We start from the raw sequence: 12,781 nt of genomic DNA, 5'->3' as shown, positions 1-12,781 counted from the left end.
TACATGCTGCAAGGTCGTGCCCGCAGGCGCCGGGCAGGTGCCCGCTCGACAGCTGGGGTTGATCGGTGCGCTGGCTACGCTCCTCCGGCCCCTGGGTGTACGGGCGACCGGTCGCGATCATGATCGCTATTCCCGCGGGTTACGTCATTCCAATACCGATGGTGCACGAACAACCACGACTCACCGGCCGGCGGTTACCGCAGTCGCCGCAACGGATAGTAACGGGTGAATATGTTTGCTGCAGGTGACGATGCCGGCACAACGCCCCGCTACGCCCTCTTCATATTGGCGGCGCTCTGTCTGGTTCTGGTTGGCTATGGTGGGCTGAAAACCATTCAGCTGGTGAGTGCTGCGCGTACGCAAGCGCTTGCTGAGGCCGGCGACGCGATCACGGCCGCGACGGCTGGCCATATTCGCCAGGACCGCGTCCCCAACAGATTGATCGAGGCAACGCAGTCGTTGGTGGCTGATCCAGAACTGGGATTGAACTACGTGACCGTGCGTAACGCCGACCACGTAACACTCGTTTCGCGGGGGCGATTTTCGAATCGTTTCGGCTTTCTCGGCGCTGGCACGGCGAGAAGCTTGCGCGGTTGGGACTATCGCCTGGAATCGGCAGAGACAGTTCGCACGCTTGACGGCCCCGGCAATACCTCGGTGGTCGGTCATGCACAGTTCGGTGTTGGCTGGTTCAAGGTGTTCGGGCACGCTGGGGTCGGCCTGATCATCTGGCTGACCACGCTGCTGGCCGGTCTCGTTGGCCTGGTCGGAGCTCTGGTTGCCGGCGCGACGCAACGTCAAGAATCGTCGCGAAACGAGGCGCCCGTGGCATCGGCGCATGTGCGCAGACCATCGCCCGCGACGCAAGAGGCGCCCGACAGCCCGCGTTCGCCACTGTCGCGTTTCACGCGAGGCCGGGCCAAGGAAGCCGGTGGCGACGAGTTCGAGCCGATCCGCCCCGTGCGCAGCAGTGCCGCCGCGCGCGAGTCAGTATCCGCGCCGCCCGGAAAAGCGGTCGCGCCGGATCGCCCCGCGTCGGCGTCGATATCCCAGTCCCAGCCCGCTTCCCCCTCTGCAGTGCGCACGCCGCCTGCGGCGTCTGCACCAGCCTCCCAGCAAAAGCCAGCAACGCCGAGCTCGGAGCCGGCCGTAGTAAAGGCCGAGCCTTCGACTGCGGCGCCACAAAAGCCAGAGCCCACTCAGCGTGAGGCCTTGAACCCGCAGCACGAGCCCGCGGCGCCCGGAACTGCACCGGAAACTACGCCGAAACCAGAGGCGCCCGCACGCTCGCCCCGGCCGATGCCCGATGCGCAGGCAACGGCGTCGGAGCGCGCGAGTACGGTCGTAACGCCTGCCCAGGCGGAACTGCACGCGCCACGACTGGACGCCGAGCCGCACTTGGGCGATGCCACGCTAGATTTACGTTTCTATCCGATCTGGCGCGATGTGAATCGCGAAGTCCTGGCCGGCGCCTGTGCCGCGCTTGCCTGGCGTACGCCGGAAACGCGGCTGGTCGACGCCGATACGCTCACCCGATTGGCCGAGCAGAAGGGCGCGCTGCGCGCGTTCACGCAATGGATCGCGCGGCGGTTTTCTTTGTTGCACAGCAATTGGCGCACGCTGGAAATCAATACCGTGCCCATCGTGTTGCCGATCCCGAGCGCGATGCTCGCATTCGCCGATGCAGAGGCGGTCTGGCGTGACGCGCTACGGCGTACCGATCGGGATCCGAACGATCTGATTCTACGGTTGATCAGCGCGCGTTCGCGCCGCGTCGCACACAGTTCGCTGCCGGTGCGGCGAGCGCTCACGCTTGCCGATCATGACAAGCCTGTGCCGGCGGATTGCGATGTCGCCTGTATCGATGCGGCCCAAATCGGGCCCGATATCGAGGCGTGGTTCGCACGTATCGAACAGTTGAAGTGCCCGGTGCTGCTGGGCCCGGTCGCCGATCCCGAACCATTGGCGCGTCTGATCAATCACAACCGCGTGCTCTGGTTCAGCGACGATGAGAAGGCGCTGTACTCGCCGCGGGCTTTCGCGCGGCTACTCACGCGTTGCAGTACGCATCCGATCTAGCAGCGGGCTCAATCCGTGGACCCAGCGCGCTTTTCCTTGCTGGCGCGATTGGCCAGACGTGCAAAATCGGCGGCCGCCAGGCGCTCGGGTCGCAGCATGGGATCGATATTGCAGGCCTCGATCGCCTGCGCGTCGAGAAAGCGCCCGAGGGCGTTGCGTAGCGTCTTGCGCCGCTGGCTGAAAGCGGCCGTGACCAGCTGGTCGAAGAGTTGGCCGTCGTGGATCTCGAAATCCGGCGCGCGGGGCGTAACGCGCACCACCGACGACATCACCTTGGGCGGCGGATTGAACGCGCCCGGCGCGACATCGAACAACGCCTGTGCATGCGCGCGCGCCGCCACGGATACAGTGAGGCGGCCGTAGTCGCGGCTGCCAGGTTCGGCAGTCATGCGATCGACGACTTCTTTCTGCAGCATGAAATGCATATCGATAATCGGCGCGGCGCTGCCCAGCAAGGCGAACAAGAGCGGCGACGAAATGTTGTAGGGCAGGTTGCCAACCAGCCGCAGCGGGCCGCGGCGTTCAGCCAGTGCCGCGTAGTCGATACGCAGTGCATCTCCGGCGATCACCTCGAGCCGCGAATCGCGTGCGGCACGCGATTCGAGCTCGGCGATCAGATCGCGATCGATCTCGATCACGCTCAGCCGATCTACTCGTTCGAGCAAGGGCTCGGTCAGCGCGCCCTGGCCGGGGCCGATCTCGACCAGCGCATCGTCGGCGGCGGGCGCAAGCATGCTCACGATACGATCGATAACGCCGCGCTCGTGCAGAAAATGTTGTCCAAATCGTTTACGGGCCATGATCGAATTCCGAAGGGGGCGATGACTGCTGTGCCGGGGGCACATCGAGCACCGGCCAAGAATTGCGCGCCCGGCGAGCCCGAGCGCTGTGTAGGGCGCTAGTTTGTACGCCCGGCCGCTGTCATGTGTAGGGCCGTGTCGATGGCCGCCTGCAGGCTGCCGTAATCGACCGAGTCGCCACCGGCAAGCTCGAGCGCGGTGCCGTGGTCGACCGAGGTGCGCACAATGGGTAGCCCAAGACTGATATTGACCGTGCGCCCGAACCCCAGGTGCTTGATCACTGGCAGGCCCTGATCGTGATACATCGCCACCACGGCGTCGGCGCCGGCCAGACGATGCGGCGTAAATAGTGTATCGGCGGGCAAGGGTCCGACGAGATCGAGTCCGCGTGCTCGTTCGGCCTCGAGGACCGGGGTGATGACATCGATTTCCTCACGCCCGAGATAGCCGTTTTCGCCCGCATGCGGGTTCAGACCGGCGACCAACAGTCGTGGCCGGGCGATACCGAAGCGCTCGCGTAGCGCGTGGTCGGTTACGCGCAACGTATGGGTGAGCGATTCGTGCGTGAGCGCGGCCGGTACTGCCGCCAGCGGGATATGCACGCTCGCGAGCGCGACGCGTAATGCGCCGTCGTCGGTTGCCAGCATCATCACGGGCGCGTCACTCGCGCATCGATCGGCGAGATAGCCGGTATGTCCGGAAAACACGATGCCGGCATCGTTGATCACGGCCTTGTGCACAGGCCCGGTCACAAGGCCCGCGCATTGCCCGTCGCGGCAGAGATCGACAGCGCGATCGAGCGTATCGAGCACATAGCGGGCGTTATCACGATCGAGTACGCCAGGCCGCGCCGGATGGGCACACCGTATCGGATCGATACCCAGCGTACCGGCCGGCAGCGCACGCGGCGGCGCGGCGTAATCGATGGTTTCGAGCGTAAGCGGCAGCCCGAGCAATTCAGCACGGGCTTTGAGCATATCGGGATCGGCGACCGCGATCAGCTGGGCTGCTTGTGCGCGCTGTGCGATACGAACCGCCAGATCGGGGCCGATGCCCGCGGGTTCTCCGGGCGTGAAGGCAAGACGGGCGGTGGTGCTCAAGTCCGCCTAGCCACCGTCGGTGGATTGATAACCGGGCATGCGCACGTCGACATAGGCTTCGTCACGCAGCTTGCGCAGCCACAGCTCGCCTTCCTCGACCGACTTCTGCTCGCCGAGCGTGCGCCGCACGCGCTCGCGCGCGGCCTCGCGCGTCTGGTCGCGCTTGCGCCGATCCGTCACCTTGAGGATTTCGTAGCCGTCGGCTGCCTGGAAAACCGGGCTGACTTCGCCGGGGGCAAGCGCTTCAAGCTGACGACGGGTGACGGGGTCTAGACGCTGCTGCTGCGGCTGTACCCAACCCAGGTCACCGCCCTGATTGGCGGTCGCACTATCGTCGGAATATTCTCGCGCGAGGGCGGCGAAGTCGTCGCCGGCTTCAAGACGTTCACGAATCTGGCGGGCGAGTTCGCGGGTGCGTTCGTTGTCGCGGATTTCGTTGGGCTTGAGCAGGATATGACGGGTCTGGACTTCCTCGACCATGACTTTCGGCTGATTAGCCAGCGAGTCGTTGCCGCGGACATCTTCGACCTGGACGAGGTGAAAGCCCCGGTCATCGCGAAATACCTCGCTGGTTTCGCCCGGCGCGAGGGTCGGTACGACATCACGGAACGTACGGGTGAGGTAGTCGCCTTCCATCCAGCCCATATCGCCGCCATCGAGTGCGTTTTCGCCCTTGGAATGCGCGGCTGCCACGTCGGCGAAGTCGGCATCGCCGTCGACGATCTGCTGACGCAGCGCTTCAAGCTGATCGCGAGTGGCTTCGATTGTGGCCGTATCCGCGCCCGGGTCGATGGGCATAAGGATATGGCGAATGCGATATTCGCGATCCTGCGCGTTTCGCAACGACTGGTTCTCCAGATAGCGATCGACGTCTTCGTCGCTGACTGCGACTTTCGACATCACTTCCTGGCGCCGCAATTTGCTGACCATGAGTTCTTCACGAATCTGCGCGCGCAGCTGGTCCATGGTCATGCTGTCCGCGGCGACCGCGCGCGTGAACTGCTGCATGTTCATGTTGTTCTGCTGGGCGATACGACGGATGCCGTCGTCGATTTCCTGCTCGCTGATCTCGACACCACGCTCCTGCGCGCGCTGTACCTGCAGGCGCTGCATGATGAGCTGGTCGAGTACCTGTGAACGCAGGATATTCGGCGGCATTTGATCGGCGCGCCCACCGGCGCGTGCACGAATTCGTGCAACCGCCTGATTAAGTTCGCTTTCCAGAATGACGCCTTCGCCGACTACGGCCACGATCTCGTCCAGCGTCTGCGCGCTGGGCGTAGCGGGCGCGGCGTCGGTGCGGTCGGACGACCGGCTCATCAGCGAGTAATCGTCGGGAAAACCCAGGCTCTGAGCTGCTGCCGGCAGCGAGATGAACGCCAATGGCGTGATCGCGAGCGCTAGGCCCGTTACGAGGAGATATCTCATGGGAAGCGGATGGTATCAAAAGAGCTGCTCGAGCTGCGGCCACGGTCTTCATCGTCGTAAACGTCTTCATCGACGAATGACTGCACCGTGTCGCCGAACTGGCCGAGGCCATTGAGTACGAACTGAAACATGATCGCGGTATCCATGCTGCCGTCGTCGTCTGCGACATAGCGCCGCCAGGCTACGCGCCCCGCCCAGCAGCAAGAGGGGCGGTATTCGAAACCGGCCAGCGTCTCGACGTTTTGACTCTCTTCGAGCGAGTAGTTCCAACGCCCGAGCACGTCCAGATTTTCGGTCACGGGTGCGCGCAGGCCGACCGCTGTCTGCTCCAGATCTTCGTAGGCGCCCGGCACCAGTGTGGTCTGCGTGTTGTCGTCGTCGATACGCGCGACTTCGCGCAGCGGCCGATAATCGCGGTAGCGGCGATAGCCGATATCGAACTGGTAGCCGGCGTCGGTGCGATAACTCGCCGTCGCGACCGCACGATTCACGCGACTATCGTCGGGGTCGTACTGAAGCGTGGTGCGCGCGGTGATGTGCTCGGTCGGACGCAGTTCCAGGCCGGCGACATAGTCCGAGCCGCGATCGCCGTAGCCGACTTCGCCGCTCGACGGCATGTTCACGCGAAGGTCGCGAAAACCGGTGACCCGGCCGAAATCCACCTTGGCTACGGTACGCCCGCTTTCCGGCTCGATGAAGCGCGAGGACACGCCGAGGGTGAGCTGGTTGGCATCGCCGATACGGTCCGAGCCGACGAAGCGGTTATCGGAAAACAGGCGGTCGAAGTGTAAATCCGCCACGCCGGAATCGAAGATCGGAATATCTGACTGATCCTCGTAGCCGGTATAGAGATACTGCGCTCGCGGCTCCAGCGTCTGAACCCAGCCGTCGTTGAAGGTGCGCGCGAAACGCAGGCCGCTGCCGAGCGTGAACTGCGGGATGTCGCGGGTGATCACGTCATCGTCACCGGTATCGGCCCGGGTAAAGTTCTCGGCGTCGTCGAAGCCGCGCAGGTCATAACGGGTCAGGCGATAGGATGCTTCGCTATTGGCATACCAGCCGCCGCGATCCATGCCCCACAACAGGCGCGGGCGGGCTTCGGTGCGAAAGGCGTCGATATCGTCGTCGCGCCGGAAATTGCTGAATTCGGCATCCAGCCCCACTCGGAACGGCGCGCTGGGCGTAAGCATTTCCAGGCGTGCCTGGGGCATGCGTTTGTACGGGTCGTTGCTGAAGGCGCGGTCGAGATTGTCGTTGTCGTCGTCGTAATCGTCGAGCGTCTGGAAATCCTGTGCGAGCAGGGTAAAGCGGATGCCCGTGTCGACTGCGGTCAGGCGCACGGCCTGTTCCAGTTGGGAGGTGGATGTGCCGGCCAGACCGTTGCTGAGGTCGTCGAAGTATTCGTCGTCGCTCACGCGGCTGTAGTTGGCCTCGATGCCGACATTCGGGCTGAGCTGGCCGATATGCTCGAAGTGGAACAGCGCGCGGTCGTCGTCGTATTCGTTATCACTGGGCAGATACTCGCCGTCGAACTCGCCGCGATGGTGTTCGTACAGATAGCGGAACTGCCCGCCGATCTGCACGCCACGCTTGGCGAGCACACGCGGGACGATGGTCGCGTCGTAGTTGGGCGCCAGATTGAAGTAGTAGGGCACGGCCAGTTCGAAGCCGGAATCGCTCGAGCTGCCGAACGTCGGCGGCAGCACGCCGGTATGGCGTTTGTCGTCGATCGGGAAATTCAGATTGGGCGAGTAGAACACCGGTACGCCATAGAAGCGCATGACCGTGTCGAAGGCTTCGCCGCGACCGCTGGTACGATCCAGCTCGATACGATCGGCAGACAGTAGCCAGGCCTTGGTTTCGCCGTCGCAGGTGGTGTAATTCGCGTCGGTCAACTCGAAGCGGCCTGCACCGAGTGCGTTCACGGTCGCGGCCTGGCCACGCCCGCCGTTGGTGAGTACCGAGTAGTTCGCCTGGTTGAATTCGCCGGTTTCGTCGTTGATCAGTACATCGCCGTTATCGGCTGTCAGGAACAACCCGGGGCGATAATATTGCAGCCCGTCGCGTGCCTCGGCGCGGCCGCTATTACGGTTGTAGCGTACGAACGGCGCTTCCAGCGCCTGGCCGTTGCGTTCGAGTCGCACATTGCCGGTCGCTTCGGCGACTTCGTTCTGGAGGCTGGCCTGATCGGCGATGAGCGTGGAATCCGCGCTCGGCTCGGGCAGGGCGATCGGCGGGGTGTTCACGGCACACCCCATCTCGGCGGCAATGCTAGGCTTGGCCGCTAGCGCGCCCGCACAGGCCAGGGACACGCTCACCACGAGCGGCGTCACCGTCGGCAAGCGTAGCGCAAAGCGCCCACGCGACAAGGCGGCGTGGCTCTGCGAACAGCCAGCACCCAAACGACCAGCACCGAAACGACAATAGTGAACAGCGATACGAATCACGGCGGGATGTCTTACCCTTTGACACGGCGGCAGGCGCGGCAGTGGCCACGGCGCAGCGCCGCAGAAAGCGGTTGTGTTCGCGAGCGAACCCCCAAGTTCGCCCGATTATGCGCACCCCGTCGAATACCCGCAATAAAACAACGCGCGCGCCGGCGCCGGGAGCACGTGGCATGACGCATGTAACCGATGTCCGCCGCGCAGCGCTCGAAGCATGGGTCGAGCAACAACTCGGCGCAACGCCGACCTGGACCGTGGCCTCTGCCGATGCCAGCTTTCGTCGTTATTTTCGTGCCGAGGTGCACGACGGCGCCGCGCCGGCCAGCTATATCGCCATGGATGCGCCGCCCGAGCGCGAGGATAACCCGGCGTTCGTGCGTATCGCCGAACTGATGGCCGAGGCCGGGTTGAACGTGCCACGCGTTCTGGCGAGCGACTACGAACGCGGCTTCCTGCTGCTTTCCGATCTGGGCACGCGTACCTTTCTCGACGTGCTCGATGCCGACAATGCCGACGCCCTGTTCGGCGCAGCCAGCGGCGCGTTGATCGATTGGCAGCAGGCCAGCGCGCCCGGCGTACTACCCGACTATGATCGTGCCACGCTCGCAGCGGAGCTGGAGCTGTTTCGCGACTGGTATCTCGCACGCCATCTGCGCTATACGCCGACCGCGGCAGAGCAGGCCGATATCGACCGGGCATTCATATTCCTGCTCGACGAGATCTGCGCCCAGCCGCAGGTGTATGTGCATCGCGACTACATGCCGCGCAACCTCATGATCAGCCACCCGCTGCCGGGCGTCCTCGATTTCCAGGACGCGCGCTACGGGCCGGTGACCTATGATCTCGCCAGTCTGTTTCGTGATGCCTTCATCAGCTGGCCGGCCAACCGAATCGAAGGCTGGGTCCGGCATTACTGGGACGCCGCGCGCGAGCGCAGTATTCCGGTCGGCGACGATTTCGATGTATTCAAGCGCGATCTCGCGCTCATGGGCGCGCAACGCCATCTGAAAGTCTTGGGCATTTTTGCACGCATCGCCCATCGCGACGGCAAACCGCGCTATCTGGCCGATACGCCGCGATTCGTGCGTTATCTCGAACCGGTCGTGGCCGAATACGAGCCGCTGGCCGGGTTGGCGCCGTTGCTGGCCCGATCTGCGCCATGAGCGTGCCGATGAAAGCGATGATTCTTGCCGCCGGTCGCGGCGAGCGCCTGCGCCCGCTCACCGACGAGATGCCGAAGCCGCTTATCGAAGTCGGCCAGACCTCGCTGATCGGCCATCATCTGAATGCACTCGCCGCCGGTGGCTTTGAAGACGTGGTGATCAACGTCGCCTATCGCGGCGAACAGATCGTGACCGCGCTGGGTGATGGCAGTGCCTGGGGGCTGCGGTTGCACTACAGCCGCGAAACGCCCGGCGAGCTGGATACCGGCGGTGGCGTACGGCGTGCCTTGCCGTTGCTCGGTGATGCACCGTTTGCGCTGATCAGCGCCGATGTCTTTACCGATTACGACTATGCTCGACTGCGCGACCGTGCCGATGCCGATGTGCACTGCGTGCTGGTCGATAACCCGGCGCATCACGAACACGGCGACTTCGGTCTGGTCGATGGCCGTCTGATCGATCGCGGGCCGCGCCTGACCTATGCCGGCATCGGTGTATTCCATCCGGCCCGTTTTGCCGCGCGCGAGACGCAACGCTTTGCGCTCTCTGCGGTCATACGCGAAGCGCTGGATCAGGGCAGGGCCAGCGGCGAGCATCATCGCGGCGCCTGGATCGATGTTGGGCGTCCGAGTGCGCTCGAGGCGGCTCGCCGTACGGCTGTACGTGGCTGATACCGAAAGCGCTGTTAGAATCCCGGGCTTGCCGCTCTGGCCGGATGGGCTGAATGGGTCGAGCGCACCGTCAAAGATAATGGAGAAGCCGCATGCCGGCGAGTACGTCGAATCCTCTAATCCGCGCACTGGCTGCCGGGCTTTTGATCCTCGCGAGCGCCGGGTGCGCATCGAATACGGTGGTATCGCCCAGCGCGCCCGATGAAAGCGTACTGGCGCCCGCCGAGCAGGCGCTGGCCAAGGCACGCGCAGCCGAGGCCGATACCTTTGCGCCGCGTGTCGTCGATGCGTCGCGCCGGCGTATCGCCACCGCACGCGATATTCTCTATAGCGCAGCGCGTGCCAATCGAGAGCTCAGCGACACCGAGCGGGCCCGCGTGGAAGCGCTGGTTGAAGCCGCCGAGCTTGATGCCCGCTCCGCGCTGACCCAGACCCAGGCAAAGGCTGTACAGACCAAGCTTGCAGAACTGCAGGGTCAGCTCGATGGCTCGGGTGCCGCGCAGACGGAGGCCTCGCCATGAAAAAGTCCTGGATGATTGCGCTGGGTCTGGCGCCCCTGATCGCCGGCTGTTCGGTGTTCGAAACCAACGTGGTGCCGCCAAGCCCGGCGCTGACCGGGATCAACGCCCAGAATGCCGCCTGGCATAGCCAGATCAAGCGGGTTCAAGACGGTGAGGCCCAATTCGAGCCGCTCGAAGATGCACGCGATGCCGTGGCTGCGGCCGAGGCACAGCGTGACGTCGACAACTACGGTTCGGACGAGCTCGCAGGCGCGCGCAGCGCCCTGGAAGAGGCCGAACAGGGCTGGCAGTCGCTTGCCAACAAACGGCGTCCGGACAATGCCAAGCTTGCCGAGGTGGCTGAACAGGCGCATCGGGCGCAACGATTGGCCGAAATTGCGCGCTATACCGCGATACGCGAGATCAATCTCGAAACCCTTATCGCTGTCAACGACAAGCTCAAGGCACGCGAGCCCGAACAAAGCGCGGGCTCGGCAGCCGCTGGCGCGGTGCGCCCGATTTCGGCGGCCGATCGCGAGCTGATCGGGCAGAAAGTGGTGCCCGATCAGTTCGGCGATGTCTCCTTCGAAACCGGCACCGCGCGCATAAAAGCCGAATCCCAGGCGACGGTGCGCCAGCTTGCCGAACTGCTCAAGGCGCATCCAACCGTGGGCGTGGCGATCTTCGGGCATACCGACAACGTGGGCCCATCGTCCGAGTCGATCGATCGATTCGTGGCCGCCAATCCGGGGCTGGAAGAACAGGCGCCCACCCGCGAAGACAAGGTCCGTGCCTTCAATCTCGCGCTTTCCGCAGCACGGGCGCGTACCGTTGCCCAGCAGCTGGTCGAAAACGGCATTCCGGCGCGTCGCATCGGTGCCCGCGGCTTTGGCGACACGCGCCCGGTGGCTTCAAACGATACAGCTGAAGGGCGGCGTGCCAATCGACGCATCGAGGCTGTAATCGTCCCCGGCCCGGACAGCCCCGAAGCACGGCGCGCACGGTCGGGGTCATAACCTTCATCGGCTAGCGGGTGCGCGGCCGGCGCGCCCGTACGAACATAGACTTACTGCAGGTTGCGAATCACGCCCACGGCGATGCCTTCCAGGGCCAGGGATTCGCGCCGGGTATCGACGATGATGTCGTCGTAGTCCGGATTTTCGGCCTGCAGCCGTGCGGTGTGTCCGTCACGCGCAAAGCGTTTTACCGTCACTTCGTCTTCGACACGGAAGACGGCGACCTGGCCGTTACGTACTTCGCTTGCCTGGGCGACCGCCAGCAGATCGCCATCGAATATACCCACGCCGGTCATGCTGTCGCCGCTGACCCGCAGCAGGTAATCGGGCGTGCGCGCGAAGAGCGCCGGGTCGACCTCGCAATGGCGTTCGACGTGCTCCACGGCCAGCAGCGGCGCGCCGGCTGCAACGCGCCCTATGACGGCGAGATTCAAGGCGTGACCTGCTTCCACATCGCTCGGCTCGGGTGCATCGTCGGTGGCGGTCAGGCGGATGCCGCGGCTCAATCGGGCGTTGAGTTCGATGAATCCCTTGCGCTCGAGCGTGCGCAGATGTGCCTGGGCTGCATTCGCCGACGCAAAACCCAGCGCCTCGGCGATCTCCGCGCGAGTGGGTGGCGTATGCCGTTCGGCGATCGTGTCGCGGATGAAGGCATATACCCGGCGCTGTTTTTCAGTGAGCTCGTTCATTGTGTAAGGATATCCAGTTGCACTGGTTATGCGCAATGAATTCGTGCTATGGCCCATGTTTGACGCGCTGCAACACGCGCGTTAAGGTATCCGTATGCTGCGACGCAGCAAACGAAAAGAACTTATTGTGAGAGGGCCAACCATGAAGATTCAGGAAATCGTCTCGGATGTCCGTAATCGCGTCGGTACCGCCGGTCGCAATTATCAGGACGCGTTCAAGGCCTATTTCGACGCCCAGCGCAAGGCTGTCGGTGTCGTCACCAAGAACGGTCAGACCTTGGCCAACACCGAGATCGGTGCTGCCAAGAACATTTTTGCCGCTGCCAAGTCGAGCTTCGACAAGGCGCGTACCGACGGCGTTCGTAAGATCGCCAACAACCCGCAAGCCTATGTGCCCAATGGCCGCGATCAGATCGTGTCGGCCTACAAGGACACCATAGACCTGCTGGTACAGACGACGAACGAGCTGAGCAACGTTGTCACCAGCGGCTACAAGTCGGTGATTGGCAAGCTCTCCGGCGATACGTCGAAGAAAGCGTCTGCAACGCGCAAGCGCAGTGCTTCGAGCAGCCGCAAGACAGCCAGCGCCAAGAAGGCCACGACGAGCGCGAGCGGCAAGACTGCCGCGAGCAAGACGACGGCCACCAAGCGTAAGACCGCGTCGACTCGCAAGAGCACGGCCAGCGCGTCGAATGCCAAATCCGGCACTGCCACCGCGCGCAAGCGCACCACCAAGAAAGCGAGCGCGCCGGCGCCGTCGGCAGCCGCCGAGGTTACGCCCGGTAGCACCGACAGCAACGCTTCGTAAGCGGACGTTGCTGTATTAACGCCATAGCGGCGTAGTTAAAAAGCCCGGCTTCCGGCCTAATGCCGTTCACTTAAGCGGCGAAG

The 12,781-nt window shown here is 64.0% G+C and carries 11 protein-coding genes; 6 read left to right on the top strand and 5 right to left on the bottom strand.

Annotated elements, in window-relative coordinates; genetic code table 11:
* The first annotated feature begins 225 nt into the window (after positions 1-225).
* Positions 226-2,079, top strand: a complete 1,854-nt coding sequence (locus tag SSPSH_RS14330; protein WP_152522834.1) for an EAL domain-containing protein — start codon at positions 226-228, stop codon at positions 2,077-2,079.
* 8 nt (positions 2,080-2,087) lie between these two features.
* Here the strand turns inward: SSPSH_RS14330 and rsmA are convergent, their stop codons facing one another.
* From rsmA to SSPSH_RS14310, 4 genes are all read right to left on the bottom strand, one after another.
* Positions 2,088-2,879 carry a 16S rRNA (adenine(1518)-N(6)/adenine(1519)-N(6))-dimethyltransferase RsmA gene (rsmA, locus tag SSPSH_RS14325; protein ID WP_006913659.1) on the bottom strand — a complete coding sequence of 264 codons (792 nt, stop codon included), beginning with the start codon at positions 2,877-2,879 and terminating at the stop codon, positions 2,088-2,090.
* Between the two features lie 98 nt (positions 2,880-2,977).
* Positions 2,978-3,979 (bottom strand): 4-hydroxythreonine-4-phosphate dehydrogenase PdxA, encoded by a 1,002-nt coding sequence (gene pdxA, locus SSPSH_RS14320; RefSeq protein ID WP_006913660.1) that lies wholly within the window; start codon positions 3,977-3,979, stop codon positions 2,978-2,980.
* Positions 3,980-3,985: 6 nt separating this feature from the next.
* On the bottom strand, positions 3,986-5,407 hold the full coding sequence (locus tag SSPSH_RS14315; protein WP_021031832.1) for a peptidylprolyl isomerase: 1,422 nt from the start codon (positions 5,405-5,407) through the stop codon (positions 3,986-3,988).
* Entirely contained in the window at positions 5,404-7,776 is a 2,373-nt protein-coding gene (locus SSPSH_RS14310) for an LPS-assembly protein LptD (RefSeq protein ID WP_021031831.1), read from the bottom strand. The genes SSPSH_RS14315 and SSPSH_RS14310 overlap by 4 nt, the downstream gene beginning before the upstream one ends.
* Before the next feature lie 248 nt (positions 7,777-8,024).
* On the opposite strand from SSPSH_RS14310, the gene SSPSH_RS14305 reads away from it, so the two are divergent.
* From SSPSH_RS14305 to SSPSH_RS14290, 4 genes are all read left to right on the top strand, one after another.
* Positions 8,025-9,014 carry an aminoglycoside phosphotransferase family protein gene (locus SSPSH_RS14305; RefSeq protein WP_021031830.1) on the top strand — a complete coding sequence of 330 codons (990 nt, stop codon included), beginning with the start codon at positions 8,025-8,027 and terminating at the stop codon, positions 9,012-9,014.
* Positions 9,011-9,685: an N-acetylmuramate alpha-1-phosphate uridylyltransferase MurU gene (gene murU / locus SSPSH_RS14300; protein ID WP_006913664.1), complete on the top strand. Its 675-nt coding sequence runs from the start codon at positions 9,011-9,013 to the stop codon at positions 9,683-9,685. The genes SSPSH_RS14305 and murU overlap by 4 nt, the downstream gene beginning before the upstream one ends.
* A gap of 92 nt (positions 9,686-9,777) precedes the next feature.
* The gene (locus tag SSPSH_RS14295; RefSeq protein ID WP_006913665.1) at positions 9,778-10,206 is read left to right on the top strand and encodes a hypothetical protein; all 429 of its coding nucleotides are present in this window, start codon (positions 9,778-9,780) and stop codon (positions 10,204-10,206) included.
* Entirely contained in the window at positions 10,203-11,201 is a 999-nt protein-coding gene (locus SSPSH_RS14290) for an OmpA family protein (protein ID WP_021031828.1), read from the top strand. Before SSPSH_RS14295 ends, SSPSH_RS14290 begins: the two co-directional genes overlap by 4 nt.
* 50 nt (positions 11,202-11,251) lie before the next feature.
* Here SSPSH_RS14290 and lexA read toward each other — a convergent pair whose 3' ends face one another.
* On the bottom strand, positions 11,252-11,890 hold the full coding sequence (gene lexA / locus SSPSH_RS14285) for a transcriptional repressor LexA (protein WP_006913667.1): 639 nt from the start codon (positions 11,888-11,890) through the stop codon (positions 11,252-11,254).
* A gap of 142 nt (positions 11,891-12,032) precedes the next feature.
* Between lexA and SSPSH_RS14280 the strand changes: the two genes are divergently transcribed.
* Positions 12,033-12,698: a hypothetical protein gene (locus tag SSPSH_RS14280; RefSeq protein WP_021031827.1), complete on the top strand. Its 666-nt coding sequence runs from the start codon at positions 12,033-12,035 to the stop codon at positions 12,696-12,698.
* The last annotated feature ends 83 nt before the right edge of the window (positions 12,699-12,781 follow it).

Source organism: Salinisphaera shabanensis E1L3A, assembly GCF_000215955.2.
Classification (GTDB): Bacteria; Pseudomonadota; Gammaproteobacteria; order Nevskiales; family Salinisphaeraceae; genus Salinisphaera; species Salinisphaera shabanensis.
This window is presented reverse-complemented; position numbering and strand designations above follow the sequence as displayed.

Coding starts and splice junctions, on each gene's coding strand:
- SSPSH_RS14280 (WP_021031827.1), top strand. CDS start 12,033: ATGAAGATTCAGGAAATCGTCTCGGATGTCCGTAATCGCGTCGGTACC.
- lexA (WP_006913667.1), bottom strand. CDS start 11,890: ATGAACGAGCTCACTGAAAAACAGCGCCGGGTATATGCCTTCATCCGC.
- SSPSH_RS14295 (WP_006913665.1), top strand. CDS start 9,778: ATGCCGGCGAGTACGTCGAATCCTCTAATCCGCGCACTGGCTGCCGGG.
- rsmA (WP_006913659.1), bottom strand. CDS start 2,879: ATGGCCCGTAAACGATTTGGACAACATTTTCTGCACGAGCGCGGCGTT.
- SSPSH_RS14305 (WP_021031830.1), top strand. CDS start 8,025: ATGACGCATGTAACCGATGTCCGCCGCGCAGCGCTCGAAGCATGGGTC.
- SSPSH_RS14315 (WP_021031832.1), bottom strand. CDS start 5,407: ATGAGATATCTCCTCGTAACGGGCCTAGCGCTCGCGATCACGCCATTG.
- SSPSH_RS14290 (WP_021031828.1), top strand. CDS start 10,203: ATGAAAAAGTCCTGGATGATTGCGCTGGGTCTGGCGCCCCTGATCGCC.
- murU (WP_006913664.1), top strand. CDS start 9,011: ATGAGCGTGCCGATGAAAGCGATGATTCTTGCCGCCGGTCGCGGCGAG.